The sequence below is a fragment of the Vreelandella sp. H-I2 genome (genome assembly GCF_052959335.1).
Genome location: NZ_JBRAMC010000007.1, coordinates 96,261 through 122,477, shown reverse-complemented (window position 1 = coordinate 122,477; position 26,217 = coordinate 96,261). Strand labels below are relative to the sequence as shown.

At 51.7% G+C, this 26,217-nt stretch carries 22 protein-coding genes; 14 read left to right on the top strand and 8 right to left on the bottom strand.

The features are described from left to right. Positions 1-74 precede the first annotated feature (74 nt). The 9 genes from ACUVOF_RS17425 (at position 75) to sthA (ending at position 9,771) form a co-directional block, all read left to right on the top strand. Positions 75-1,529 carry a glyceraldehyde-3-phosphate dehydrogenase gene (locus ACUVOF_RS17425; RefSeq protein ID WP_447045529.1) on the top strand — a complete coding sequence of 485 codons (1,455 nt, stop codon included), beginning with the start codon at positions 75-77 and terminating at the stop codon, positions 1,527-1,529. 309 nt (positions 1,530-1,838) lie between these two features. Continuing rightward, complete coding sequence (locus ACUVOF_RS17420; RefSeq protein WP_447045528.1) at positions 1,839-3,188, top strand: Na(+)-translocating NADH-quinone reductase subunit A; 1,350 nt, start codon at positions 1,839-1,841, stop codon at positions 3,186-3,188. Beyond that, the gene (locus tag ACUVOF_RS17415; RefSeq protein WP_113269609.1) at positions 3,188-4,414 is read left to right on the top strand and encodes an NADH:ubiquinone reductase (Na(+)-transporting) subunit B; all 1,227 of its coding nucleotides are present in this window, start codon (positions 3,188-3,190) and stop codon (positions 4,412-4,414) included. The genes ACUVOF_RS17420 and ACUVOF_RS17415 overlap by 1 nt, the downstream gene beginning before the upstream one ends. Then, positions 4,414-5,235, top strand: a complete 822-nt coding sequence (locus ACUVOF_RS17410; protein ID WP_447045527.1) for a Na(+)-translocating NADH-quinone reductase subunit C — start codon at positions 4,414-4,416, stop codon at positions 5,233-5,235. The genes ACUVOF_RS17415 and ACUVOF_RS17410 overlap by 1 nt, the downstream gene beginning before the upstream one ends. Positions 5,236-5,237: 2 nt before the next feature. Continuing rightward, positions 5,238-5,906 carry an NADH:ubiquinone reductase (Na(+)-transporting) subunit D gene (locus tag ACUVOF_RS17405; RefSeq protein WP_113269611.1) on the top strand — a complete coding sequence of 223 codons (669 nt, stop codon included), beginning with the start codon at positions 5,238-5,240 and terminating at the stop codon, positions 5,904-5,906. Position 5,907: 1 nt separating this feature from the next. Then, a complete protein-coding gene (gene nqrE / locus ACUVOF_RS17400; RefSeq protein WP_447045526.1) occupies positions 5,908-6,525 on the top strand; it encodes an NADH:ubiquinone reductase (Na(+)-transporting) subunit E in 618 nt (205 codons plus the stop codon). A 74-nt stretch (positions 6,526-6,599) separates the two neighbouring features. After that, positions 6,600-7,832 carry an NADH:ubiquinone reductase (Na(+)-transporting) subunit F gene (nqrF, locus tag ACUVOF_RS17395; RefSeq protein WP_447045525.1) on the top strand — a complete coding sequence of 411 codons (1,233 nt, stop codon included), beginning with the start codon at positions 6,600-6,602 and terminating at the stop codon, positions 7,830-7,832. Positions 7,833-8,064: 232 nt separating this feature from the next. Further along, positions 8,065-8,319 carry a (Na+)-NQR maturation NqrM gene (gene nqrM, locus ACUVOF_RS17390; RefSeq protein WP_022523176.1) on the top strand — a complete coding sequence of 85 codons (255 nt, stop codon included), beginning with the start codon at positions 8,065-8,067 and terminating at the stop codon, positions 8,317-8,319. 60 nt (positions 8,320-8,379) lie between these two features. Next, positions 8,380-9,771, top strand: a complete 1,392-nt coding sequence (gene sthA / locus ACUVOF_RS17385) for a Si-specific NAD(P)(+) transhydrogenase (protein ID WP_447045524.1) — start codon at positions 8,380-8,382, stop codon at positions 9,769-9,771. Positions 9,772-9,810: 39 nt separating this feature from the next. Here sthA and ACUVOF_RS17380 read toward each other — a convergent pair whose 3' ends face one another. The 6 genes from ACUVOF_RS17380 to leuS all read right to left on the bottom strand — a co-directional run bounded on the left by ACUVOF_RS17380 (position 9,811) and on the right by leuS (position 16,931). After that, positions 9,811-10,998, bottom strand: a complete 1,188-nt coding sequence (locus ACUVOF_RS17380) for a GGDEF domain-containing protein (protein WP_447045681.1) — start codon at positions 10,996-10,998, stop codon at positions 9,811-9,813. 305 nt (positions 10,999-11,303) lie between these two features. Then, positions 11,304-12,242 (bottom strand): PA2778 family cysteine peptidase, encoded by a 939-nt coding sequence (locus ACUVOF_RS17375; protein WP_447045523.1) that lies wholly within the window; start codon positions 12,240-12,242, stop codon positions 11,304-11,306. Positions 12,243-12,252: 10 nt separating this feature from the next. Then, entirely contained in the window at positions 12,253-12,657 is a 405-nt protein-coding gene (locus ACUVOF_RS17370; protein ID WP_447045522.1) for a PA2779 family protein, read from the bottom strand. Positions 12,658-12,790: 133 nt separating this feature from the next. Next, positions 12,791-13,858: a DNA polymerase III subunit delta gene (gene holA / locus ACUVOF_RS17365; protein ID WP_447045521.1), complete on the bottom strand. Its 1,068-nt coding sequence runs from the start codon at positions 13,856-13,858 to the stop codon at positions 12,791-12,793. Then, positions 13,855-14,349 carry an LPS-assembly lipoprotein LptE gene (locus ACUVOF_RS17360; RefSeq protein ID WP_447045520.1) on the bottom strand — a complete coding sequence of 165 codons (495 nt, stop codon included), beginning with the start codon at positions 14,347-14,349 and terminating at the stop codon, positions 13,855-13,857. The genes holA and ACUVOF_RS17360 overlap by 4 nt, the downstream gene beginning before the upstream one ends. Continuing rightward, the gene (leuS, locus tag ACUVOF_RS17355; RefSeq protein ID WP_447045519.1) at positions 14,346-16,931 is read right to left on the bottom strand and encodes a leucine--tRNA ligase; all 2,586 of its coding nucleotides are present in this window, start codon (positions 16,929-16,931) and stop codon (positions 14,346-14,348) included. The genes ACUVOF_RS17360 and leuS overlap by 4 nt, the downstream gene beginning before the upstream one ends. Positions 16,932-17,092: 161 nt before the next feature. Here leuS and ACUVOF_RS17350 point away from each other — a divergent pair, with 161 nt between their 5' ends. After that, entirely contained in the window at positions 17,093-17,614 is a 522-nt protein-coding gene (locus tag ACUVOF_RS17350; RefSeq protein ID WP_113269622.1) for a zinc ribbon-containing protein, read from the top strand. A gap of 1 nt (position 17,615) precedes the next feature. Here ACUVOF_RS17350 and ACUVOF_RS17345 read toward each other — a convergent pair whose 3' ends face one another. Next, positions 17,616-18,932 carry a hypothetical protein gene (locus ACUVOF_RS17345; protein ID WP_447045518.1) on the bottom strand — a complete coding sequence of 439 codons (1,317 nt, stop codon included), beginning with the start codon at positions 18,930-18,932 and terminating at the stop codon, positions 17,616-17,618. A 969-nt stretch (positions 18,933-19,901) separates the two neighbouring features. Between ACUVOF_RS17345 and ACUVOF_RS17340 the strand changes: the two genes are divergently transcribed. From ACUVOF_RS17340 to ACUVOF_RS17325, 4 genes are all read left to right on the top strand, one after another. Further along, on the top strand, positions 19,902-20,774 hold the full coding sequence (locus ACUVOF_RS17340; RefSeq protein WP_447045517.1) for a glycosyltransferase family 32 protein: 873 nt from the start codon (positions 19,902-19,904) through the stop codon (positions 20,772-20,774). Beyond that, entirely contained in the window at positions 20,771-23,014 is a 2,244-nt protein-coding gene (locus ACUVOF_RS17335) for a family 16 glycosylhydrolase (RefSeq protein WP_447045516.1), read from the top strand. Before ACUVOF_RS17340 ends, ACUVOF_RS17335 begins: the two co-directional genes overlap by 4 nt. Further along, on the top strand, positions 22,983-24,587 hold the full coding sequence (locus tag ACUVOF_RS17330; RefSeq protein WP_447045515.1) for a carbamoyltransferase C-terminal domain-containing protein: 1,605 nt from the start codon (positions 22,983-22,985) through the stop codon (positions 24,585-24,587). Before ACUVOF_RS17335 ends, ACUVOF_RS17330 begins: the two co-directional genes overlap by 32 nt. Before the next feature lie 108 nt (positions 24,588-24,695). Then, positions 24,696-24,845 (top strand): hypothetical protein, encoded by a 150-nt coding sequence (locus ACUVOF_RS17325; protein WP_447045690.1) that lies wholly within the window; start codon positions 24,696-24,698, stop codon positions 24,843-24,845. 392 nt (positions 24,846-25,237) lie between these two features. Here ACUVOF_RS17325 and rlmF read toward each other — a convergent pair whose 3' ends face one another. Further along, positions 25,238-26,182, bottom strand: a complete 945-nt coding sequence (rlmF, locus tag ACUVOF_RS17320) for a 23S rRNA (adenine(1618)-N(6))-methyltransferase RlmF (RefSeq protein ID WP_447045514.1) — start codon at positions 26,180-26,182, stop codon at positions 25,238-25,240. Positions 26,183-26,217 lie beyond the last annotated feature (35 nt).

Genomic DNA, 26,217 nt, shown 5'->3' with positions numbered 1-26,217 from the left:
GGATAATAAGCATCAATTGATTGGTCTACGACCCCGTTCCCACTTCCTGTTTCCACTACCTGATGAGGCCGCACGTGAGTCAGCAAGCGCTCGAAAACGTTTTTCAAGAATGGCAGGGCAACGAAGCCTTGGCGGAGCAAATGATCCCGTTAGTTGGGCAGCTCTATCGTCAGAACAATGTCGTTGCCACCATGTTTGGACGTTCGCTGATCAAACGGTCAGTCATCCGGATTCTTAAAGATCACCGCTTCGTGCGCAAACTGGAGGGAACCGAACTTTCCGTCGAGGATACTTACCCTATTCTCAAGAGCATGGTTGCGCTAAACCTTGGGCCTGCGCACGTGGATGTGGGCAAGTTAGGGGTAATGTTTAAGCGCCAGGGTGGCGGCGATGTTGACGCCTTCCTGCGTAAAGAGCTGGGCGAAATCATTGACGGCTACCAGCCTGGCGCCAGTACCGGCGAGCCGCAAGATGTGGTGCTCTATGGTTTTGGCCGTATCGGTCGTTTGCTGGCGCGGGTGATGGTTGAGAAAGCCGGTGGCGGTAATCTGCTGCGTTTACGCGCTATCGTCGTTCGTGGCCGCGGCGATGTAGCAAAAGACCTTGAGAAACGCGCTAGCCTGCTGCGCCGTGATTCCGTCCATGGTCCGTTTGACGGCACTATCATGGTCGATGCAGAGGCGCGTTCTTTAATAGTTAATGGCAATGTCATTCAGGTCATTTACGCAGATTCACCCAGCGAGATTGATTATACCGAGTACGATATTCATAACGCGGTGATTGTCGATAACACCGGTATTTGGCGCGATGAAGCAGGCCTAGGGCAACATCTGCAGTGCAAGGGCGCTGCTAAGGCGCTGCTGACAGCCCCGGGTAAAGGCGATATTAAAAATATTGTCTATGGCATTAACCATGAGTCCATTGGTGATGACGACCTTATCGTGTCGGCTGCTTCGTGTACCACTAACGCTATCGTGCCTGTACTCAAAGTGCTGAATGATGAGTATGGTGTGGTAAATGGTCACGTGGAAACCGTGCATGCGTACACTAATGACCAGAACCTTATCGATAACTACCATAAAGGCGATCGTCGTGGCCGTAGTGCAGCACTGAATATGGTGTTGACCGAGACTGGTGCAGCGAAAGCTGTCGCTAAGGCGTTGCCAGAGCTTGAAGGTAAACTGACCGGTAACGCGATTCGTGTGCCCATCCCGAATGTTTCTATGGCCATTCTTAACCTGACCCTGGACAAAACCACCGATGCCGCTGCGCTAAATGACTACTTGCGCCGGATGTCGATTGATTCTGCTTACCAGAAGCAAATTGACTTTGTCGACTCCGCCGAGGTGGTTTCGTCGGACTTCGTGGGTAATCGTCATGCCGGTATTGTTGATGCCAAAGCCACCATCGCCAACGGTCATCATGCTGTTGTTTACATGTGGTACGACAACGAATTTGGTTATAGCTGCCAAGTCGTGCGAATTTTACAGCAAATGTCTAATGTGCGGTTTCTAAAGCTGCCGCGCTAAATAATGGCGCTCGCTTAGCTTCGTAGGCGGGCTGTCAGGCTAAATTGAGATGCAGCGTCACCTTCGGGTGGCGCTGTTTTTATTTTTGTAAAGCCTCTTAGCCAAAGTATATAGCACCTTTTGCGACCTTAAGGGATGTGGTCATTGGACGCGCTTGTCTTTATAATACGGTGGATTTTTCGGGGTGGTTCAAGTGCTACTTGGGCCGGACTGGTAACAATCTGAGCAGAAAATAAGCATTCGCTGAGCAGAAAATAAGCATTCGAACCCCTTACCTTCGTATATCCGATCCAACAACTGGGCGAGACTATGATCGAAGTCAAAAAAGGCCTGGATCTCCCCATCGCGGGAGCGCCCGAGCAGCGTATTGAAGATGCGCGGCCTGTGCGCCACGTGGCAATCCTGGGTACCGACTATGTTGGCATGAAGCCAACAATGGAGGTCCAGGAAGGGGATAAGGTCAAACTAGGCCAATTGCTCTTCACCGATAAGAAAATTGATGGTGTGCGCTATACAGCGCCCGCTGCCGGTGAAGTGCTTGCAATAAACCGTGGCGAAAAACGTCGTTTACTATCTGTCGTGATCAAAGTCGACGAAACTGAGGAAGCGGTTGAATTCGCTGCTCATGATCGTAATGCCTTAGCGCAGCTTGAACGTCAGGTCGTTGTTGACCAACTGGTGGAGTCGGGACTCTGGACGGCGCTACGTACCCGTCCCTTTTCGCGTACTCCGGCCATTGACAGCACCCCGGCCGATATTTTTGTAACTGCTATGGATACCCATCCACTTAGCCCTGATCCTGAACTGATCATTAATGAACAGTCGCAGGCATTCGAGGACGGCCTCAAGGTGTTAGCGTGCCTGACCGAGGGCAACGTCTTCTTATGTACGGGTGAAAATGCCTCGATTCCGGGCGGCGATATTGACGGCGTAAAAACCGAAAGCTTTGTTGGGCCGCACCCTGCCGGGCTTGTAGGTACGCATATCCATTTCCTTTCTCCTGTCGCACTGCATAGAAAGGTGTGGCACATCGGCTATCAGGACGTTATCGCGTTCGGTAAGTTCTTTGTAGAAGGTAAGCTGGATATGAGCCGTGTGGTCGCCATTGGAGGGCCGCGTGCTGAAAAACCTCGCCTGGTGCGAACGCGTGTCGGTGCTAGCACAGAGGAACTCCTGGCAGAAGAAGTCATCAAACCCGATGACACTCGCGTGATTTCTGGTTCTGTGTTCTCTGGCTTTACTGCCGAAGGCAAGCTTACCTACCTGGGGCGTTTTAACAATCAAGTTAGTCTGATTGAAGAAGGTAATAAGCGTATCTTAATGGGCTGGCTGTCGTTGGGCGCAGATCGACATTCGGTTCTGGGTATTTACCTTTCCAGATTCAAAGGTTTGCGTAACTACGCACCAACCACATCAACCAATGGCTCAGAGCGCGCCATGGTGCCCGTTGGTTCTTATGAAACGGTGATGCCGTTGGATATTATGCCGACTCAGCTACTGCGTTCGCTGATCGTGGGTGACATTGAGGTTGCCATGCAGCTTGGGTGTTTGGAGCTGGACGAAGAGGATCTGGCGCTGTGCACGTATGTTTGTCCTGGCAAATACGAATATGGCCCCATCCTGCGTGACAATCTCACCATGATCGAGAAAGAGGCCTGATGATGGGTATTCAACAGACACTCCAAAATATCGAGCCGCACTTCCACAAAGGCGGAAAGTACGAAAAGTTCTATCCGTTATTTGAAGCGGTCGATACCATTTTTTACACGCCGCCGAGCGTTGCTAAGACCACTGCTCATGTGCGTGATGGTATTGATCTCAAACGCATCATGATCACGGTATGGTTGTGTACTTTCCCGGCCATGTTCTTTGGTATGTGGAATGCTGGCTGGCAAGCTAACACGGCTATTGACGCGGGATACGCCTCAATGGGAGGTTGGCGCGAAGCGATTTTGATGACATTGGCGTCTGGACACGATCCCAGCAGCCTATGGGCGAACTTTGTCTTAGGGGCTACCTACTTCTTACCTATCTATTTGGTAACGTTTGTAGTGGGTGGTTTCTGGGAAGTACTGTTTGCCATCAAACGCGGTCACGAAGTTAATGAAGGCTTTTTCGTCACATCGGTACTGTTCGCGTTAATACTGCCCGCGACGATTCCGCTTTGGCAAGTTGCTTTAGGTATTACCTTCGGTGTTGTCATTGGTAAAGAAATCTTCGGTGGCACGGGTAAGAACTTCCTGAACCCTGCGCTGACCGGACGTGCTTTTCTATACTTTGCTTACCCCGCGCAAATATCCGGCGATGCCGTTTGGGTTGCAGCGGATGGCTATACCGGGGCTACTCCTCTCTCGCTTGCTTTCCAAGAAAGTATGGCAGAAATGACGAGTACCTATAGCTGGTGGGACGCTTTCCTTGGCTTTGTTCCCGGCTCTGTCGGTGAAGTCTCAACTCTGGCGATCTTGATCGGTTTAGCGGTACTGTTGTGGACACGTATTGCTTCATGGCGAATCGTGCTCGGCGTCTTCCTGGGGATGGTGGCGACCAGTGCACTGTTTAATCTGGTTGGTTCTGACACCAACCCGATGTTTGCCATGCCATGGTATTGGCACTTGGTCATTGGTGGTTTCGCCTTCGGTATGGTGTTCATGGCGACCGACCCGGTGTCAGCCTCAATGACCAATCAGGGGCGGCTGCTATTTGGTGCGCTGATTGGTGTAATGACTGTCTTGATTCGCGTTGTAAACCCGGCTTTCCCGGAAGGCATCATGCTGGCGATCCTCTTCGCTAACCTGTTTGCACCGCTGATTGACCATTTCTTCGTCCAGGCCAATATCAAACGTCGCGTGAAGCGTACCGGCGTTCCGGCCGAGGAGACCGCCTAATGGCACAAGGTAATAACTCCATCAAGAAAGTCCTGATTGTGGCGTTTGCATTGTGTATTGTGTGCTCCGTCATTGTCTCGACTGCGGCGGTCGCTTTGCGACCAATGCAGCAGCTTAATCAGGAGCTCGACCGTAAAACCAACATCTTAAACGTTGCCAAGCTGTATGAGCCGGGCATGGATGTTGAAGAGGTATTTAACGAGGAAATTACCGCTCGGGTCGTTGATCTGGATAGCGGTGAATACTCTGATGAGTTTGATCCCGATACGTATGACAGTTTCGAGGCCGCTAGTGACCCAGCCTCTGGTCGTACATTATCGGGTGATCAGGACATCGCGGGCCTGTCACGGGTTGAAAACTATGCCACAGTGTATTTGATTGGCAATGAAGATGACCCGGAACAGATCGTGCTACCTATTCGGGGCCAAGGTCTTTGGGGACTCATGCGTGGCTTCCTGGCAGTAGAAGGTGATGGCAATACTATTGTCAGTATCACCTACTACGAGCACAGCGAAACGCCAGGCCTGGGTGCTGAAGTTAACAATCCGCGCTGGCAGGCTCAGTGGGAAGGGAAGAAAATTTACGATGAAGAGGGTGACCTCTCACCGGAGATTCACCTGACCAAAGGCGGTGCTAGCGACGAATACGAAGTAGATGCGCTATCTGGCGCGACGCTAACCAGTAACGGCGTAACCAACATGCTGCAGTTCTGGTTAAGCGAAGAGGCTTTCGGTCCCTATTTGGCAAGATTCCGTAGTGGTACTGAGCCGGAAGACGCCGAAGAGACCGATACCAACTTCGAAGATGTTGAGGGGGCCTAATCATGGCGGACGTAAATGCAAAAGGCGTTTTAACGGCGCCGATTTTCCAGAACAACCCCATTGCGCTGCAAATATTGGGGATCTGTTCGGCGCTTGCGGTAACCACCAGCATGAGCGTATCGCTCGTTATGGCACTGGCGGTTATCTTCGTAACGGCATTTTCTAATCTATTCGTATCGTTGATCAGGAATCACATTCCTTCTTCGATTCGTATCATCGTACAGATGACCATTATTGCCTCACTGGTTATCGTGGTAGATCAGATTCTGAAAGCGTACGCATACGAAATGTCTAAACAGCTTTCCGTATTTGTGGGTTTGATCATTACCAACTGTATCGTTATGGGACGTGCAGAAGGCTTTGCGATGTCTAACACGCCTGGCATGTCGTTTTTGGATGGTGTCGGCAATGGCTTAGGCTATGGCTTCGTTCTCATGGTGGTCGGTTTCGTACGGGAATTGCTTGGCTCGGGTAGCGTGTTTGGTTTTACTATCCTTCAGCCCATTCAAGATGGTGGTTGGTACGTCCCCAACGGCTTGCTGTTACTGCCGCCTTCGGCGTTCTTCATTATTGGTCTGCTCATCTGGGTGCTACGTTCCGTTAACCCTGAGCAGGTTGAAGATAATGAGTTCAAAATGAAGGAAAATACCCAGCCCAAGGAGGCCGTGTAACATGGAACATTATCTGAGTCTTTTTGTTGCCTCGGTATTTGTTGAGAACATGGCACTAGCCTTCTTTCTGGGGATGTGTACTTTCTTGGCAGTGTCCAAAAAAGTATCGTCAGCGATTGGTTTGGGTATTGCGGTTATCGTTGTATTAACCGTTACCGTGCCGGTAAATAACTTGGTATTCACCTACTTGCTTCAGGAAGGTGCTCTGACCTGGACCGGTATTAGTGGTACTGAAAATATAGATCTTTCTTTCCTTGGCCTGCTCTCATACATCGGCGTTATTGCGGCGCTGGTACAAATCATGGAGATGTTCCTTGATAAGTATGTGCCGTCGCTCTACAACGCGCTGGGGGTATTCTTACCGCTTATTACCGTTAACTGCGCCATCCTGGGTGGCGTACTGTTCATGGTAGAGCGTAGCTATAACTTCGGTGAGGCCGTTGTCTATGGCTTTGGTGCGGGTACCGGCTGGGCGCTGGCAATTGCCGCGCTGGCAGGTATTCGTGAAAGGCTGAAGTACAGCGATGTGCCAGCTGGCCTTCAAGGACTGGGCATTACTTTCATCACCGTGGGGCTAATGTCGTTGGGCTTTATGTCCTTCTCGGGCATTCAGCTTTAATCGGAGCCGGTTTTTCCCAGCGGTGCCAAACGCAGCGCTGGGTAACAGGAAACCTTCAGCAATAGGAAACCGACATGGTTGATACAACAGTCATCTTGCTCGGTGTTGTCATGTTCACGATCATCGTTATTAGCTTAACGGCGATCATTCTGGCAGCGCGCAGTAAGCTTGTGAGTAGCGGGGATGTGACCATTGAGGTCAACAACGACCCCGAACACACTTTGAAGACCCAGGCTGGCGGTAAGCTGCTAAATACGCTTGCTGCTAACGGTATTTTCCTCTCCTCCGCATGTGGTGGCGGTGGTTCTTGTGCCCAGTGTAAGTGCCGGGTAGAAGAAGGTGGTGGCTCAATCCTGCCAACGGAAGAGTCGCACTTCACCATGCGTGAGAAGAAAGAGGGTTGGCGCCTCTCTTGTCAGGTACCTGTGAAACAGGACATGAAAGTAGAAGTGCCTGAAGAAGTGTTTGGGGTGAAGAAGTGGGAATGTGAGGTAATTGCTAACCCCAACGTTGCCACCTTTATCAAAGAGCTGAACCTGAAGCTGCCTGAAGGGGAAGAAGTTGCCTTCCGTGCCGGTGGCTATGTGCAGCTTGTAGCACCGCCTTACGATATCAAGTTCTCAGACTTCGATATTGAAGAGGAGTACCGGGGTGATTGGGAAAAATTTGATATGTTCAAAATTTCCCACAAGAACAATGAGGAAGTGATTCGTGCTTACTCTATGGCGAACTACCCCGATGAAAAGGGTATTCTCAAGTTCAATATCCGTATCGCGACGCCGCCTCCTGGTACTAACCATCCGCCAGGCTTGATGTCGACTTACGTCTTTAGCTTGAAAGAAGGCGATAAGGTGACGGTTATGGGTCCGTTCGGTGAGTTCTTTGCCCGTGATACAGACGCCGAAATGATCTTTATCGGTGGTGGTGCGGGTATGGCGCCGATGCGTAGCCATATCTTCGATCAGTTGAAGCGTTTGAAGTCTGATCGCAAGATCACCTTCTGGTACGGCGCGCGCTCCTGGCGTGAAACGTTCTATAACGAAGAGTATGACCAGTTAGCCGAAGAGTTCCCCAACTTTGAGTGGCACTTAGCGCTTTCTGATCCTCAGCCTGAAGATAACTGGGAAGGGCCGACAGGCTTTATCCATAACGTGCTGTACGAAAACTATCTGAAGGATCACCCAGCACCTGAAGATTGCGAGTACTACATGTGTGGGCCGCCAATGATGAACGCCTCGGTTATCAAGTTGCTACTTGATATGGGCGTTGAGCCGGAAAATATCCTGTTGGATGATTTCGGTGGCTAAGCAGTCGGAGTAAGTCGATAGTAGTGTTAAGCGGGGCTGGCCTATTGGGCTGGCCCCGTTTGTTTATAAACGCTTGTGAAAGGAATGACCCATCACTGCGCTGATAAGAGGTGCTCGGCTAAGGTATAATCAGTTTAATGATGAATGACCGTGAGGCACTTATCCCTACGACTGTTGTCGTCAGGTAAGGCCAATAATTTAAAGCTAGGCAATGTGATGCTGGGAGGTTGATATGACTATTTGGCTACTGGTATTCGGTTTCATGGCACTGATTATGGGTGCGATGGCTGTAGGGGTCATTATGGGCCGCAAACCGATTGCCGGTTCTTGCGGCGGTTTGAATCAAATCGGCATGAAAGATGGCTGCGATATCTGCGGTGGCAAAGACGAGGTTTGTGAAGAAGAGAACCGAAAGCGCGGTGGCGTGCGCCGCCGTAGCGATGAAAGCCGTGGTGCCGATTTGGGCTACGATGCTACACGTCGCTAACAAGACTGCGTTAGCAACGGGATGATGATTGATCAAAAATAGCAAAGGGACGCAGAGAGCATGGCGGTTCACAATTACGATGTTGTGGTGATCGGTACGGGGCCTGCAGGGGAAAGCGCTGCTATCAACGCTGCAAAGCATGGCAAGCGTGTCGCGATTATTGAGAGGCAGGCTCAGGTAGGTGGCAACTGTACCCACTGGGGTACCATTCCTTCCAAAGCCTTACGCCATCAGGTCAAACAGATCATGGCGTTCAATACCAACCGTATGTTTCGCGATATTGGTGAGCCACGCTGGTTTTCTTTTCCTAAAGTGATGGAGCGTTCACGCGGCACTATCGACAAGCAAGTCGAGATGCGTACGACGTTTTATGCTCGTAACCGCATCGACCTATTTCATGGCGTTGCTCGCTTTAAAGATGAACACACGTTGCTGGTGCGAGACCGCCAAGAAGGCATGGAAGAATTGGTGGCTAAGAAAATTGTGATTGCCACCGGTTCACGCCCCTATCGTCCGGCTGATATTAACTTTCGACATCCGCGCATTTATTGCTCGGACACGATATTGAGCCTCTCGCACACTCCGCGCACCCTAGTCATTTTCGGGGCTGGCGTCATTGGCTGTGAGTACGCATCGATATTTTCGGGGTTAGGCGTCAAGGTCGATTTGATCAACAATCGCGACAGCCTGCTGTCCTTTTTGGACGATGAAATCAGCGATGCGCTCTCGTACCACCTGCGCAAGCACGGTGTGCTGGTTCGTCATAACGAAGAGTATGAAAGTGTCGAGGGGGATGAATCAGGCGTTGTCGTGCGTCTAAAATCAGGCAAGAAAATTCGCGCTGACGCCTTTCTATGGGCCAACGGGCGCACGGGCAATACTGACAGCCTGGGGCTCGAAAACATTGGCTTGAAGGCAAATGGCCGGGGCCAGCTAAGTGTTGATGAGCATTACCGTACCGAAGTGCCCCATGTTTATGCTGCAGGTGATGTTATCGGCTGGCCGAGTTTGGCAAGCGCAGCTTACGATCAAGGCTTAAATTCGTGTAATGAGCTACTCGAAAAAGAGTACCGATTTGTCAGCGATGTACCCACAGGAATTTATACAATCCCTGAGATCAGCTCCTTCGGCCCGAATGAGCGTGAACTGACGGAAGCAAAAGTACCATATGAAGTAGGCAAAGCCTTTTTCAAAGATACCGCCCGGGCGCAGATAACCGGTGATACCGTAGGTATGCTTAAAATCCTTTTCCACCAGGATACCTTGGAAATACTCGGCATTCACTGTTTTGGCGACCAAGCGTCTGAGATTTTGCATATCGGTCAAGCCATCATGCAGCAGAAGGGCGAAGCTAATACACTTAACTACTTTGTGAACACTACCTTCAATTACCCCACCATGGCTGAGGCGTACAGAGTGGCTGCCCAAAATGGTTTAAACCGTGTTTTTTGACATTGGCTTTCATTCGAGAACAGTTAAATAGACAACGGCTTAGCTGATAAGTGATTGCATATATGCTTTATCGGTGTTCTCTGATGATGAGGTGATGGGGGGTAACATGCTTTCTACCCGGTTGCGCCCCAGCGCTTTGGCTTGATAAAGCGCTTTATCGGCAAAGGAGTACAGTTGTTCAAACGTAAGAGTACCTCCATTACCCGTCGTCACCCCGATGCTGATGGTCGGGTTGTCGTGCGGATCTAGGTCGCTTAGTTTATTTGCCTCAATCTCTCGGCGCAGCCGATCCGCCACCTGGAGCGCATCATGGGTGGAAGTATTCGGCATCAGTAAACAAAATTCTTCTCCGCCAATTCTCGCTAATGTATCGGATGGGCGACTTAGCTGACGTAGTTTTATACTGACTTGGCGCAGCACCTCATCGCCGCTAGGGTGCCCATATTTATCGTTGATTTGCTTGAAGTGATCAAGGTCGAGTAATAACAAGCTCAGGGGTGCTTTATCCCGCTGCGCTTGGGTCAGCGCTGCGAATGCTACTTCTACCAAATGGCGCCGGTTATATAACCCCGTTAATTCATCCGTTAGCATCAGCTGATACATTAAGTTGCGCTGACGGTGAAGATGAATAACCGCCAAGCATAACGTAATAGCTGCGCTAACCATTAATACCAAGAGCACACTAACGGCGATAGAGAGCCGCTGCATTACCAAGCGCTGTTGAAGGGAAATAGCGTGGATTTTTTCAAGCAATTGGTTATAAAACCACGCCTGGGAACCTCTGATCTCCATAGCATCACGCAGCAACGGCTCAATAAGCTCTGGGCGTTGCTGCGCCTCAAGAGCCTGCTGGCTTAATATCGATAGGCGGCTATCAAGTTCAATGAAGTGATGAGTAAGGTATTGGACATCTGAGGTGAGATAACGATGGCGTTCAATAGTTGTTTGTATGTTATGGAGATGCTGTTTAGACAGTGAAACAAAGTAATCAATATATTCATTATATTCGCTGCTAGGTTGGTGGCTTGCTTCTTCCAGTGCGGTTCGTAGCTGTGGTGTCGCTTGCTGAGCCAATATAATGTCACTCACCAATTTGGTGTAGTCGGCATTGGCTTTTTGGCAAGCGCTGTAAACGTAGCTGCCCATAACTGCCGACATCGAACAGAGGATGATGGCAAAAATGGCCGCTAGGCGGCCGCGCGGCTGGCCGAGAAAGCGTTGTATCATCACAAGGTAATCAGCGAGATGAAAGGGATGATGTCCCTTTCTCCTAATTCCTGAGTACAAGAGTGAGTACACGAAAAGGCATCGGATGAATAAACATGATCATCAAAAGAGTGCTTCCATAGCAAAGGGCAGTTCTGCATGACACCTCTCCCGACAATGGTTAGGTAGTCCAACGAACAGCTTGAAGACATTATCCTTATACAACTTAAGCACTCACTTGCAATGTATGCCATCCGACAACTTTACTAATTACAGGACCATACTTTTGCTCGTTATTATTAATGTATATTTTAAGTTACTGATTTCTAATTCTTATCAATTCCTCCTAAAGCTAAGCGTGCTTTATCCTGCCAAGTTCCTTCAAGCGAGGCAGCTTGTGTCAGAGCCTCCCGTGCGGCATCAAGTGCATCTTGCTGAAGCAGTATAAGCCCTAGATTTAACCATGCCGCGCCCATCGTCCCATCTAGTTTTGTTGCCCGCTTAAAGGCATTACGAGCCTCATCAGGCTGTTGGTTGGCGTAACGCGCGTTGCCTAATGCGAATTGTCCCATCGCGTTGGCTGGGTAGCGGGCTACAAACGCTTGCCAGCTTGAAAGCGCTGCTTTCGGCCCATGGGTTTCCTCGTAGGCGCTAATCGCTTCCAATGCGTTACGGGCGGTAATACCCAGAGGTAGAGTGCCCGGTTCGGCCACCACAAAACCCCACCGCTCCGTGCGGGCCCAGGTCGCATCGAAGCGGCTAAACGACATCGTATGACGTTCAATTTCGCCACTGCGTAGAATTAATGTCTCATTGGGCAGGTCGTAGCCAATGGCGACGGCGTAGTGCCACATAGGGTAAATCGGCAGCGACAAATTCTGCATGACTACTACCGGATCGCCTGCTGCTAAGTGACCTAACAGGGTATCCATGGTTCCGCGAATGGGATAAGCGAGTTGATCATAACGTCGTACAGTCGCAAGCATTTCTGGCTGTACGCTGCCATCCCGCTCAGGTAAAAAAACTTGTGGGATCAGTTGCTTAACGTCTGTCTCGACATCCTGATGGTTGAGCACCATCGCAAGCGTAGCAGGGCCGCATTGAAACTCTGTTTGGGCGTAAAACGGCACGCTGGTGATTTCGGTATGGGGAGGTAGCGCTTGATAGGTACTTTGTAGCAGGACCGGACTGCGTGCACAGCCGCTAAGCAGTAACAGGATAATAAAAACGCCCGCTAAGCGGGCGTTAAGAAATTCAATGGTCATGAGCTGCCTATCAACGCGTGAACGGATAAACGTCGGTTAGGCCAAGAATGTCGGTAATCAGCAGGATGATGAAGACAGCAAATAATGCGCCCACTACGCCACCGCCAGCACCGGCCGGTAGTTGCTCAAGCTGTTCGGCCATTTGTTGAGCTTCACTGTCACTCAGTGCCGCAACACGGGCCTCGACTTCGTCCAGGTCAACACCCTGTTTTAGGAGCTGATCTTGTACGTCAGCGCGGGCCAGTATCTCGTTAATGCGCTCACGGTCAGCGCCGGCACGATCAGCTGACAAAACAGATTGAGTAGAGACTAAATCCATTGGCTGAGGCGCAGCGGGAGCTGCTGCAACGGGCAAACTGGTAATCACGAGCGCCGCAATCAGCAGGGTAGAGAGGTAGGCACGCAATGTTTTCATCGTCTTCTTCCTTATAGACTAGTCGAGGTAGGACAAGCGTTTTTAGCTTGATCTATAGTTACACGCACAATACTGGCATGAACCTGAAGTATAGAAACAAATGGGTTGTTTTTTAAGTCTAATGTGCAAAGTGCTAATTGTTTGCACTAATACGATAGGTCCACGCTGACTCCGAAAGTAACCCACGCCCACCAGCCATGGTCATCGCCAAATCATGCAGGCCGGGCCACAGCGGCACTGGCGCCGCCCCTTTAACGGCTAAATCAAGCCGCTGTGCCATTAACAGTAATTTATGTAGACGCTTCATTGGCAAGCGGCCAATCGCTTTTTGATAGGCCGGGCGTCGCTTGTCAAAAATCATCGGTTTTTGGCTCTTGCAGGCGTGTTCAAAGCTTTGCCCCTGATCAAGGTGCTGATGAAGCGAGAGCAGGGTGCGCAGCTCTCGGCTTAGCGCCCATAGAACAATGGGCGCCTCGACGCCTTCGCTGCGTAACCCATTCACTATACGTGAGGCGCGGCTGGTTTCGCCTTTCAAGCAGGCATCGGCCAGATTGAAAACATCAAAGCGTGTGCTGTCCTCTACTCCCTGGGCGATGCCGTCGACATCCAAACGTGTGCCTTGAGGATGAATTAACGCCAGCTTTTGCAGCTCCTGATCGGCAGCCAGAAGATTGCCTTCGGTGCGCTCACCCAACAGGCGGGCCGCATCCAAATCAATTTGTAAGCCGTGTAGTGTGGCGCGGTCTCGCAGCCAGTAACCCAAGCGGGAGATATCCACTGGCCACACCGGAACGAACAGCCCGTGCTTATCCAGCGTTTTGAACCAAGCGCTCTTTTGCTGCTTGGCATCTAACTTGCCCATGCTGATAAGCAAAACGTCTTCGCTGTTATCCAGGGTTTCAGCGTACTGCGCTAACGCTTTGCTACCTTCCTGGCCTAGCTTGTGATTGCCAAGTCGCAATTCCAGCAGCTTGCTAGTCCCAAATAAAGAAAGGTTGCTGGACATTTCCATCAAGCGACCCCAAGCAAAGTTGGGCTCTACATCCAGGACCTCGCGTTCTTCAACGCCGGCTTGGCGGGCGGCGGCTCTTACAGCATCGCAGGCATCGCGATGCTGTAAAGGTTCGTCGCCCGCCACAATCACCACGCGTGGAAGCTTTTTTGCTAACGCAGCGGGTAGCTGATCAGCAAATACCTTCACTGCATGCCCTCAACGTACGAAAGGCGATCAATGATTTGCTGAGACAGTTGCTGAGTAAGTGTCTGCTCGGCTTCCCTCATCAATGTTTCGCGGTTGAGTAGATCATCTTCGCTAACGCGAATCCGCGTGCTTGTCGAAAGCGCTTCGTTATTGATGTGATAGGCATTGGTCGCCCGTTCCTGTACCGAGAACCTTATACTAAGCGTTAGTTCGTGCTCGCGGCTTGCCCTGCCATCACCGCCCAAACGCCGTTCGGTTAACACTGGCGTACCCAACGTTACACGCCATGGTGCGTTCGCTGTTACCTCGGTCCCTAACTGTTGAAGACGTGAAGTAACCTGCAGAGCAACCGCGCTATTGGTATCGCCTTCTAAGGTAAGTGCAGGCATCGACGGCAGTGGTTTACTGCCGCGCAGTTGAAACCCACAGGCGCTGAGCAACATTGCCGACGAGGCGGCAAAGCTAGCGGTTAGAAATGTGCGTCGATTCATCCGCTCACCACGATGTTGACCAATTTGCCGGGTACCACGATCACTTTACGTACGGTGTTACCTTCAATATAGCGCTGAACATTTTCGTGTTCCATGGCGAGCTTTTCGATTACTGCCTTATCAGCGTTTGCGGACACCTCAAGGCGTGCGCGCAGCTTACCGTTAACTTGTACCACCAGCTCGATGCTATCGCGGGTAAGGGCTGATTCATCCACCACCGGCCAGGTCGCTTCGATGGCAGGGCCTGAGTGACCAAGCGCTTCCCAGAGGCTATGGCACAGGTGCGGTGTAATCGGCGAGAGCAGCAGTACGCAGGCTTCCAGCGCTTCGCGGCTCACTGCCAAACCACGTTCAGAGCTATCGTCGAACTTACCGATGGCGTTAGAGAGCTCCATTACCGCGGCAATCGCAGTATTAAAGGTAGTGCGGCGACCGATGTCATCGCTGGCTTTCTTAATGGTCTCATGGGTTTTGCGGCGAAGTGCCTTTTGATCGTCGTTGAGTGCATTGACGTCCAGCGTGCCGGGCGTGCCCGCCGCCAAATGCTCATTCACCTGACGCCACAGGCGCTTGAGGAAGCGGTGGGCACCTTCAACGCCGGAGTCGGACCACTCTAATGACTGTTCGGGCGGTGCGGCGAACATCATAAACAGGCGCACGGTATCGGCACCGAACTTGTCGATCATCGACTGCGGATCAACGCCGTTGTTTTTCGACTTGGACATTTTCTCGATGCCGCCCATCTCGACCGGCTCGCCGTCACTCATCAGAATGGCGCTGAGCGGGCGACCCTTCTCGTCGCGCTTCACTTCAACATCGGCGGGGTTAAACCACTGCTTGCCGCCGTTATCAGTAGGGCGGTAGAAGGTTTCCGCGATGACCATGCCTTGGGTCAGCAGCTGCTGGAACGGCTCGTCGGATTCGACTAAACCGAAGTCGCGCATCAGCTTGTGGAAGAAGCGCGCGTAAAGCAGGTGCAGAATGGCGTGCTCGATACCGCCAATATAAAGATCCACCGGCAGCCAGTAGTTGGCGCGCTCGTCCAGCATGGCCTCAGTATTATCGGCACAGCAGAAGCGCGCGTAGTACCAGGACGACTCCATGAAGGTGTCGAAGGTGTCGGTTTCCCGGGTCCAGCCATCGCCCAGATCAGAGAACGCCGGCATTTTCTTCAGCGGCGAGCCCGAGGCATCGACAGTGACTTCCATCGGCAACGAGACCGGCAGTTCGTCATCGGTGAGCGGTACGGTTTGACCTTCCGGGCCGTATTTGACCGGAATCGGCGCGCCCCAATAGCGCTGGCGGGCAACACCCCAATCGCGTAGGCGATAGTTGGTTTTTACCTCTCCACGGCCAAGTTCAGCTAATTTGGCGGCGATGGCATCGAAGGCTTGGTCAAAGCCCAGCCCATCAAACTCACCAGAATTCACTACCGTGCCGTATTCTGCGTAGGCCGCCTCAGAAACATCGGCAGGCTGGCCGCTTTCATCGGCGATGACCGGTTTGATGGCAATACCGTACTTGGTGGCAAACTCCCAGTCGCGCTGGTCGTGGCCGGGTACCGCCATCACTGCGCCGGTACCAAACTCCATCAGCACGAAATTAGCCACGTAAACCGGCATTTCATCGCCGGTTAGCGGGTGAACCGCTCTATGGCCGGTGAGCATGCCTTTTTTCTCTTTGGTAGCCATCTCTGCTTCAGAGGTGCCGCCTTTGGCGCACTCATCGCAAAAGGCCGCCAGCTCGCTGTTCTGCTCAGTCGCCTGCTTGGCCAGCGGGTGGCCTGCGGCAACCGCCACATAGGTCACGCCTAACAGCGTATCCGGGCGAGTGGTATAAACTGCTAACGTGTCGCAGGCACTGCCGTCTTTTGCCTTGATATCAAAAGTAAGCTCAACGCCACGGGATTTGCCAATCCAGTTGCGCTGCATGGTTTTGACCTGCTCCGGCCATTCAACCTTATCCAGGTCAGCCAGCAGTTCATCGGCGTAATCGGTAATCTTCAAGAACCACAGTGGGATCTCTTTACGCTCAACCAGCGCACCGGAACGCCAGCCGCGGCCTTCGATAACCTGCTCATTGGCGAGAACGGTTTGGTCGACCGGGTCCCAGTTGACCGTCGACATCTTCTTATACACCAAGCCTTTCTCGACCAGCTTGGTGAAGAACCACTGCTCCCAGCGGTAATAGCTGGTATCGCAGGTGGCGAACTCGCGGCTCCAGTCGTAGGCAAAGCCCAGCGCCTTCAACTGATTGCGCATGTAGTCGATGTTTTGGTAGGTCCACTTGGCAGGGGGCACTTGATTCTGAATAGCGGCGTTTTCAGCTGGCATACCAAAGGCATCCCAGCCCATGGGCTGCATGACATTTTTGCCCTGCATACGTTGATAACGCGACACCACGTCCCCGATAGTATAATTACGCACATGGCCCATATGTAGCTTACCGCTGGGGTAGGGGAACATGGAGAGGCAGTAATACTTCTCGCGGTTCGCGTCCTCTACGGCTTTAAAGCACTTATGTTTGTCCCAGTACTGCTGGGCGTCGCGTTCGATATCACGAGGGCTGTAGTGTGCGTCCATCGGTTTATTAATGCCTTGGCGTATTCGCCCAAAAGGGGCGCAAAGTGAATGTGAGATGACATCTGTCAGATAAGTGAGGTCGATTGTATCCTATGCGGGTGTATCCTTGAACGGTAAGCCGATGATAGGTAACTGTACGCGTCGACAAAAGGAGAGGCACGATGAGTGAACAACAGAATGATAATCGCTTACGCGAAGGCTACGAACGCTTGCTAGAGCGGATGCAGGGGGGCGCCAACGAGCTAACCTGGGAAAACTTGCAGAAGGATTTGGACGACGCGGTTGAATTTGAGTCGGAGCTTGAAGAGTACACCAAAGACGAGCTAGCCCTGCTGCGCGCCTGGGTAGAACGCGACCTGAAAGATATGCGTTACTACATGGCCGATACGGGCAAGCAGGTCGCCAGCTGGCTGGGGATTGATATCGACGGGCTTTCTCGCCGAGTGGCGGAGTCGCTGCTTTCAGTTGCCGATCGCAGCATCGTCGACCGGGAGCGTTTTGAGGACGACCTGGAAGCAGCCCGTGCCGACTATTGCGAAGGCGAAATGGCTGCGCCGGGCTTAATGGCGTGTACCCATTGTGATGCGCAGGTGATGCTGCCTACCGTTGCACGTCTGGAACCCTGCCATCAGTGCGGCCATCGCTACTTCTACCGCTTCCCCAGCAAAATCATTGAGACCTGATTCACTCGAACACCAGTAAACTGACGCCTGCGATCGCTCCCAGCGAAAGCAGGCTCATGATCGCCGCATACAGCAGGTTATTTTTCATCATGCGATAACCGCTTACCCCGTAGCGCCCCTGCAGGGAAAGGTTGATCCCCGAAAGCGGACCCACACTGGTGCCTACTGCCCACGAGCTTAGTGCCACAAACGCAAACAGTGTCTGCTCGCCGTTTTGCAGATTAAGTATCGACGCCAACACCGACACGCCAATAATGGGGTGTAGTCCCGCTAATGCACTTAGCGTAATGGCGGCAAAGCTGATCATGGCTTGCGGCGTGCCAAAGCGGGTGAACAGCGTCCAATCGCTGCCGGCGGCAGCCGTGACCAGTGTCGAAAGGCCAATCGTCAAAAGCCCCGCCGCTAAAAACAGCGATATTTCCCCGCGCATGGCGGGCAGTCGCGTGGTAGTGTGTTGATGAACACGTCGCAGTGTAAAGCGAGGCCCATGGGGTAGATTGCTCAACATTGCTACGCTTGGCAGTAGAAAGGTAATAATGCTGACAATGGTGAGGGTAGGGGTGAGCACGAAGTGAAACAGCATTACCAACGCTGCCATACCTACTGGCATCAATAGACTGCGCGGCGCAAGTGAATAGCCATCCACTTCGCTAAGATCAAACCGGTGACGCAACTCCAGCGTGGTCAACAGCCCCGACAGCACCGCGATGGGAAAGCCCACTACGGCAATTTGCGCGTACTCAACCTTCGGCACCAGCGCGATCACTACACCCATAGAAGCAAAAAATGGCGACCACAGCGCCGCGCTGGAAAGCCCACGATTAAGCGCCAGCAGTTGCGGTGTGGTCAACGGCCCTCGCCGGGCCAGCTTATCGCCCACCATAAATACGGTAGAGAGATTTAAAATCGTGCCCAGGAAGTGAACTCCCAACCAGGTACTCATCACGCCGCTGGCACCGGTAACACGCTTACCTGACGCACCCTTAGTACCTTGCTTACCAATCAGCGATATAAAGCTAACGCCCACCAGCATCGCCGCCACAAACGAATTGCCCTGCAACATCGCAGGCCAATCCACCTCGGCGTCATACACAAAACGCGCCACCAGCAGCATGCCCCCACCCAGCCAAATCAATACACCTGCTTGTATGCGCGAGCGCTTGGGAATATCCCGCCACAGCAGCATCACCGTCGCCCACAGCAAATAGCTCACCGCATGGGCAGTGCCCAACCAGCCGGTAAAACCAATAATTTGCGCGATCAAACCAAGCAGAATCAGCACGCCCGCCAAGCGCTGCCGAGGAGTCGTCTCTTGCATGCCAAACCCTTAATAGTGAATTAGCAGGCTAATCGGATTTGTAGAGGAAGGCCAGCAGTAAGCTAAGAGTTAGGGGGAGGAGCTTTTCGTAACGCCGCGGTGCCCGCCCTTGCACCGCGGCCTGATAAAGTTGTGGGAGGGCGCTTCAGCGCGCGAAGATTAAGCCAGTATGCTGGCGGTGTTTCTGAAATGTAAGAAAGCACGCTTGTAGCGCGTGGTAACGAATCTGCGAGGAACGAGCAAATAAGGCACCCGCGAAAGCATCGCGCAGTTGTGCCAAGACACAACCAAGTCAGTCATTAAACTTAAATACAACGCTCTTTCTCGCTACGGTACGTGACGTGAGATGGGTATTTGAATAAAGTATGATTAACAAGGTAAATGCGGTCGCAATCGGAGCGTTTTAACATAGCCGAGATGCACCTGGGGGTAGTGTGCTTTTATTTTGACTAGCCTAGATGGTCTAGAAGCTTTTACATGCTTCGAATAGCCGTACCTTGGAGGTAGCGGTAGGTGAACTTGACCATGAGAAGTCGATACTCAAGCCGTTACTTAGCGTTGGCAATTTAATTATGTAACGGTGTAATGCATGAAGATGGGAGTAACGTCTTTCTAACTTTATCCCCCTTGCCAGCCCTGACTGTGATGGCTTGACGAGAGAAATTGATGTCTTTACTTACAAACAGAAATTTTGCCCTTATAAGTTCAATGGGTTTCTATGAGAGAAACCTTAAACGCCCATTTTGTACTTGGGATGAAGATTCTAAGCTCATATCAAAACAGTTAGCGTAAGAGCAACTTACCCTCGGCTATTGCCTTCCTGATGGCCATTCTCAGAATTTGCAACCACGCGTATTACGAAGAGACATTATCTTAGTGTCGATCAACCTTCTGCGGCACGACCATTCTGTGGTGTCGGGGCGGAGTTTTAAATAATGAAGGGAATACATTAAAGATGGGGAGTCAGAAATGAACGAAGTAATAGCGAGTGAAACTGTCGAGGCCGACCCACTGAGTCCTTTGGAGCGTGCACGCTCTGATTTCGTGCGTGATATGGTACAGCGGCGTGAACCAAATCCGCTCGGCTCTGCAACGTGGTCCGCTGCCACCCCCAAACGTATTGTGCAGTTCTGGGACGATTTGCAGCGATTACCGCAAGATGTCGAAGCTTGCATGAGTTCATGGAAGCAGTTGGAGCGAAGTGGATTTACGTTAGAGGTGTTCGATAAAAGATCGGCCAGTGCTTTCATTCGAAGCCGCTTAGGGGCTCGCTATGAGGACGCATTTAATAGGTGCTACCACCCCTCAATGATGTCGGACTACTTCCGTTACTCGTATGTGTTTGTGGAGGGGGGATTCTACATCGATGCCGACGATGTTTACCACGGAACACCTATTGAACAACTCTTCGTTGATGGAAGGCTTAAGCTTCAACCGTTCTGCTACGACATTGCAACGTCTCAAATGGTGGATCCGTCCATATTTACCAAGCCTGGGGCTAATCAGCCTGGATGGATTTTCTACTTCAATACCACCCCGCTTATCGCGTCCGCCCGTCACCCCATAGTTGAAAGAGCGCTGATGAATGCCACGGTATCTCTAGAAGCCGACAGTAAAAGCGAGTTGCCTGAGGTCCAGGCTACGACGGGGCCAGGTAATCTCACAAGGTCGGTCTTCGAAGTACTTAGCGAAGGTTGTTCCCCTGACGCAATGATGGTCGTGCACGATTGGGAACTAATATCCACCAGCCAGTGGCCATTGAGCTATCGAGACGACTCAAGGAACTGGAGGCTGTCCAATCAGCAAACGTATTGTGCCCCTTCGCGTCTGGAAGTGCGATGAATCCGGTACGCCCATACCTGGCCGTTCTTCGTTGGGCATTTCGTCTGGGGCACGGCCTTCGCAGGGTCCTTCCGATGCAGACTTCCGTCGCATTTGGGACTCCGCAGAGCCCGAGGGCGCGGACAATTGAAAAGATTTACGTGATCAATCTCGATCGTGAGTCAGGTCGGTGGGCTCGCGTGAAACAGGAACTAGGACGTATACGGGATAGACTTGGTGATGATCTTCTCAGCCTCACAGAACGCCACGCCGCTGTGGATGCGAGATGTTTTTTGCAGGATCCCTCCAAAGATTCAGAGGTAGATCCTTACTATACATTGGCGGATCAACTATTTGTTGAGCCTCAGCCTCTGACTCTTCCGACGAGTTATGAGCTTGACGCACCAATCCGAATGAGTAGGGCAGAGGTGGCTGTTGCCAAATCGCATATTGAGGTATGGAAACGAGTTGCGCAGGGGCCGCAAGAGTATGTTCTTATTTTAGAAGATGACGTCTGGTTTCATCCAGGTTTCGCGCGCCATCTAGACCAGGCTTGGAAGAACTTCAAGGCCGATGATCAGCAGAGCAGTTTCGACGTTCTTTACGTTTCTTATATGGAAGTGAAACATGGCGCTCCAAAGTCGCTGGTGTCGAACCATGTTTTCCGGCCGGTGCGTGGGCTGTGGTTTTTGTCTGGATACATCCTTTCCAAAAAGGGGGCAGAGAAACTTCTTAGCATGTTGCCGTGTCGCGGCCCGGTTGATCTATGGATAAACCATCAGTTCCGTGCTCTAGAAGTGTACGCAACCAAACGTAGCATTATCCTTCAAAGGACAGACACAACCTCAACAAATTCGTACTCGATTCTTCCGGCCCTTTCTACGATTGGCGCGATCAACAGCGAGGAGGCAGCCTTGTTCAACACTCGACCGACGCAGTTTCCTGTTTTTACGTTTGGCCCGGCCAACTCGGGACAGTCATCCATTGGGATGGCACTGTTGATGCTTGGTTACCGATGCTGTAGTGATCTAAAAGATTTGCCGATCGAAGAGTTGAAAAGGCTTCGAGAGGGTAATGTTGATCGGGTTTTCAATGCGTATGTCAATATTGGATGCATCGAGTCGATGATAGGGGATCTTCGACATAGTTACCCCCAGGCCAAGTTCATCGTAACAACCGACGCTGCCGGGCAAACTGCTTGCGGCGTTTTAGCCGACCTTGAAGGTGCGGACGTCGTCGTGCTTGATTGCGACGATGTCGGTGCTTGGCGGACTCTCTGTGAGCATCTACGGTGCGCGCCACCTTTGTGCTCATTCCCAAAACTGGACGATCTGGGGCAACGACATATCGGGGAAACTCCTAGCCAACCTGCTCTCACCCAGAAGAGTGCGATAGCGGAGCGGGATCGATCTCCATGGGTCGTTGAGTCAAGTCACCGCGCTTGGTCAGGTATTCGAGTCATACCGCAGTCGCTGGTGCGCGAGGATGATTGGGTAGACGCCTACGATACCTCTGGTAGGCTCGACTCGCGGCGGTGGACTGCTCGGTCAGACACATTCACCGGTAACTTAGCGTTGTTCCGCCCCCAGAACATTGAATTCGACGAAGATGAAGGCGCGACGATTCACGTCCGACGGGAAGAGATGGGCGCTCGACAATACAGTGCAGGCGCGCTAACCAGCCATACCAGCTACCTGTTTGGGAGGTTCGAATCAACCTTCCAGGCATCTAGCGTGCCAGGGATCGTCACTGGGTTCTTTCTTCACCGTAACTCTCCGCATCAGGAGATTGACATCGAGATTGCCGGTAACTTGCCAAATCGTCTTCTTGTAAATGTCTTCTACAACCCGGGCGACGAAGGTGCACAGTTCGACTACGGCTATCGGGGCGCTCCTAGCTACATCGAATTGGGCTTCGACGCTTCAAAAGGTATGCATCGGTATGCTATCGAATGGACCCCGTGGGAGATTCGATGGTTTGTGGATGACCTCCTGATTCATCGACGTGTGCTTTGGGATCCAACCCCGATTCCCCATTTGCCGATGAAACTGCACTTCAACACGTGGCCTACTCGATCCGCTCAACTCGCGGGGCGTCTAAATGCACGCCGGCTGCCGACAGTGGCAAATGTGCAGTCAATTCGCGCGCTTGCGCACAGAGCATCAGTACACGAACCGAAAGCCAGGGTGCTCCATAACCTGGTCGGGACAGTTATCAAAGGAGTTCAAGATGAAGATACTCTCTTACAACCCGGGCCATGATGGCGCATTTGCATATATTGAGAACGGGCGTTTGGTGTTTTCTATTGAGGCTGAGAAAAGTTCGAAATACCGACATTCATCACTATCTGTTCCCGATACATTCGACGCCCTTACCGAGCTTCATGACATTCCTGACGTGATCTGTAAAGGAGGATGGTGGCCTGGTGACTCTCCGCACGAAGGGGAGGCGGTGGCGGAATATCGCGGCAGCGATCACGGGCAGGTGATTGTCAGCAAGAAGCAGTTATTGGGAAAGTCCATTGACTTGTTCTCATCATCCCACGAGCGCTCGCACCTTCTATGTGCGTTTGGGATGTCTAGCCTACCGCAGGGCACCCCGTGTTACGCGTTGCTCTGGGAGGGCGTTATTGGGGCGTTCTACGAGATCGATCCGGAATTGAATGTGACGAAGGTGGCCGATGTGATGCCAGAGCCTGGCCATCGCTATGCCATGCTCTTCGCACTAGCAGATCCTACCTTCGACAAAAGTACCGCTGAATTCTCCCGGTTGTCTGACGCCGGGAAGCTGATGGCGCTGGCTTCTTTTTCGAAAAGAAGACAGCCAACGGCTGAGGAAGAGGCAATCATGTCTTTCCTGTTTCAAGATTGCGAGCACCTTAAGCCCCGCGACTGTGAAGCCTTGAAAGGATTTCGCCATTACAATGTGGGAGTGGAGGATCCGGAGTTCTGCAACTTTGCTGGCATCTTCAGCAATCGCCTGTTCGACCGTTTCCACCAGTTTGCTGAGGTGAATCTGAAACGGGGCATGCCATTATTAATAGTGGGGGGATGCGGGCTTAACTGCGATTGGAACACTAAATGGAAAGATTCTGGATTGTTCAGCGATGTGTTCGTCCCACCAGTCGCTAACGATTCAGGTTCAGCTATTGGAACAGCCATCGACGCGCAGTTTCATTTTACCGGCGACCCAAAGATAAAGTGGGATGTCTACTCTGGTTTGCAATTTCTCTTTGACGAACCCGTCGATAGTTCCTTGTACGACGAATGGGAAGCGAGTAATGCCACTGTAGCCGCAATGCTGGCCGACGACTTGATCTTAGGGTGGGTAAGCGGCCGCTATGAGATCGGGCCACGCGCGCTCGGCAATCGTTCCATCTTGGCTGCGCCTTTTAACGCCAGCACCAGAGAGCGGCTGAACATCATCAAGCAGCGGGAGCAGTTTCGTCCAATCGCTCCCGTCTGCCTGGAGGAGGAGGCAAGAAAATGGTTTGGATGTAGCCAACCTAGCCCATTCATGCTTTACACCTATCAGGCCACCACTGACGTACTGGCAGCGGTGACCCATGTTAACGGGACTGCGCGTATTCAAACGGTATCCACAGTGAGCAATCTTCCTTTGTTTGACTTACTGACTGCCTTCAAAACGCAAACAGGTTATGGGGTACTGTGCAATACGTCTCTGAACTTCAAAACTAAGGGTTTCATTAACACGATGTCCGATATGTCGGCCTACACGTTGCAACATGAACTTGACGGATTTGTAGTCGAGGGACGTGTCTATATGCTGAAATCGTCGGTGGCTTATCAGAACTATTTGCGCAGCCACAGGTGAACTCCCGCTCTTTGAAGATGCATGCTCAAATGGCGAGATGATCGTATTTGTGGCGTCGCGAGGAGCCGTTGACATGAAGTCCCTCTTTGTATGAGGGCGCACAAGATAATGACAGAAGCCAACAGGAACGATGCTCAGCAGGATCTTCGGCAATGGGAGCACGATGCGGATCTCTGGCCAGAAGCGGCGGATGAACTTGACCCGCAGTGCCAGGATGGCCCGACTGTGTCGGGCGCCATCAATGTTGCTCGGGTGTAAATAGCTCACCAATAGATGAACATTTATTATCCGTAAAAGCGCATAACAAAACGATGCACCGGATGCCAAAACTTCTGCTTTGCTTCGGTTTTGTAGCTGGTGATGGTAGGCGTTGAGGATGTATAAAAACTCTTAAAACTAAGTTTTGCTAGGGTCGTAAAAAAGGACAAGGCATGCTCAGCACGCCTCGCTTAAAGCCCTATAACCAAGACCAAAAACCATGATGGTGATCAACTATCAAGATCAGCTCAAGCCAAGCACCTTTGAAAACACAGTGCACTACCGAACCAAGAACAAGCTAGACTTATCTTTTAGCCATCCCCGGCGATGTGCTTATCTCAGCGTAAAGTCCCGGCAAACTCCGCATAATCATACCCCACCCCAGTAATGCCTCACATAAATGTCCAAGCCAATACCCTCGTAACCTTATTTCCCTGCCTCATCTCTATTTCCCGACTATCTACTGCACCAAGCTTACCAATCAACTTCTTGGCAGGCTTAACATTGTCGGCTTTTGAAACCAGGCTGCTAAACCAGCGGCATTGCGTTGAATATACTTGGCTTTCTCTGATTAGCTTTTTAAGAAACAGCTGTTCGCCGCCCTTACACCAGAGTTCAGCTCCTAGCCCGCCAAAATTCAGCGTAGGTGATTGGGTTTGTGCTTTTTGTTCACCGCGATTTCGCGCAAGGTTATTGAGTTTACGCTGACTGCCTTTCAGGGCTTCATCGAGCGAGGCGTGAAAGGGTGGGTTGCACACGCTGACGTCAAAGAACTCCCCAGGTTGAATGATGCCTTCAAAAATATGGTTTTTATCGTGCTGCGTGCGTAGCGTGAAGCGCTCTTTGAGCGTGGGGTTGTTGGTAATAATCGTGGCCACGTTCTCAAGCGACTGAGCGTTAATGTCACTCCCCACACACTGCCAGCCGTAAATTTGGCAGGCCAGTAGCGGATAGATGCCATTGGCTCCCGTCCCTATATCGAGCAGCTTGATGCTGCGTTGTTCATGTCCAAGCCCAACTACGTCAGCCATGTAATGGATATAGTCGGCTCTGCCTGGGATGGGAGGGCAAAGCGCGCCCTCTGGAATATCCCAATCGACAATGTTGTAGTATCTATTTAATAACGCGGCGTTGAGCGTTTTTACGGCCAGTGGGTCAGCGAAATCGATGGAAAGGTCGCCATAAGCATTCGGTTTCACATAGAGGGCTAGTGCTGGGTGGCTCTTTACAAGCGCTGAGAAGTCATAGCCTTGGTTGTGTAGATTCTTCGGATGCAAGCCTTTGCGAACAGGCGTGCCTCGGCTTTTGTCACTTCGATGGTGGGTGTTCACAGTCATAGGCCTGAGGCTTGGCGTTTAAATACTTGGTCTTT

What these genes read in the sequence shown, in the direction of transcription:
- ACUVOF_RS17420 (WP_447045528.1), top strand. Translation starts at nt 1,839, where the DNA reads ATGATCGAAGTCAAAAAAGGCCTGGATCTCCCCATCGCGGGAGCGCCC.
- ACUVOF_RS17415 (WP_113269609.1), top strand. Translation starts at nt 3,188, where the DNA reads ATGATGGGTATTCAACAGACACTCCAAAATATCGAGCCGCACTTCCAC.
- ACUVOF_RS17410 (WP_447045527.1), top strand. Translation starts at nt 4,414, where the DNA reads ATGGCACAAGGTAATAACTCCATCAAGAAAGTCCTGATTGTGGCGTTT.
- ACUVOF_RS17405 (WP_113269611.1), top strand. Translation starts at nt 5,238, where the DNA reads ATGGCGGACGTAAATGCAAAAGGCGTTTTAACGGCGCCGATTTTCCAG.
- nqrE (WP_447045526.1), top strand. Translation starts at nt 5,908, where the DNA reads ATGGAACATTATCTGAGTCTTTTTGTTGCCTCGGTATTTGTTGAGAAC.
- nqrF (WP_447045525.1), top strand. Translation starts at nt 6,600, where the DNA reads ATGGTTGATACAACAGTCATCTTGCTCGGTGTTGTCATGTTCACGATC.
- nqrM (WP_022523176.1), top strand. Translation starts at nt 8,065, where the DNA reads ATGACTATTTGGCTACTGGTATTCGGTTTCATGGCACTGATTATGGGT.
- sthA (WP_447045524.1), top strand. Translation starts at nt 8,380, where the DNA reads ATGGCGGTTCACAATTACGATGTTGTGGTGATCGGTACGGGGCCTGCA.
- ACUVOF_RS17380 (WP_447045681.1), bottom strand. Translation starts at nt 10,998, where the DNA reads ATGATACAACGCTTTCTCGGCCAGCCGCGCGGCCGCCTAGCGGCCATT.
- ACUVOF_RS17375 (WP_447045523.1), bottom strand. Translation starts at nt 12,242, where the DNA reads ATGACCATTGAATTTCTTAACGCCCGCTTAGCGGGCGTTTTTATTATC.
- ACUVOF_RS17370 (WP_447045522.1), bottom strand. Translation starts at nt 12,657, where the DNA reads ATGAAAACATTGCGTGCCTACCTCTCTACCCTGCTGATTGCGGCGCTC.
- ACUVOF_RS17360 (WP_447045520.1), bottom strand. Translation starts at nt 14,349, where the DNA reads ATGAATCGACGCACATTTCTAACCGCTAGCTTTGCCGCCTCGTCGGCA.
- leuS (WP_447045519.1), bottom strand. Translation starts at nt 16,931, where the DNA reads ATGGACGCACACTACAGCCCTCGTGATATCGAACGCGACGCCCAGCAG.
- ACUVOF_RS17350 (WP_113269622.1), top strand. Translation starts at nt 17,093, where the DNA reads ATGAGTGAACAACAGAATGATAATCGCTTACGCGAAGGCTACGAACGC.
- ACUVOF_RS17345 (WP_447045518.1), bottom strand. Translation starts at nt 18,932, where the DNA reads ATGCAAGAGACGACTCCTCGGCAGCGCTTGGCGGGCGTGCTGATTCTG.
- ACUVOF_RS17340 (WP_447045517.1), top strand. Translation starts at nt 19,902, where the DNA reads ATGAACGAAGTAATAGCGAGTGAAACTGTCGAGGCCGACCCACTGAGT.
- ACUVOF_RS17335 (WP_447045516.1), top strand. Translation starts at nt 20,771, where the DNA reads ATGAATCCGGTACGCCCATACCTGGCCGTTCTTCGTTGGGCATTTCGT.
- ACUVOF_RS17330 (WP_447045515.1), top strand. Translation starts at nt 22,983, where the DNA reads ATGAAGATACTCTCTTACAACCCGGGCCATGATGGCGCATTTGCATAT.
- ACUVOF_RS17325 (WP_447045690.1), top strand. Translation starts at nt 24,696, where the DNA reads ATGACAGAAGCCAACAGGAACGATGCTCAGCAGGATCTTCGGCAATGG.
- rlmF (WP_447045514.1), bottom strand. Translation starts at nt 26,182, where the DNA reads ATGACTGTGAACACCCACCATCGAAGTGACAAAAGCCGAGGCACGCCT.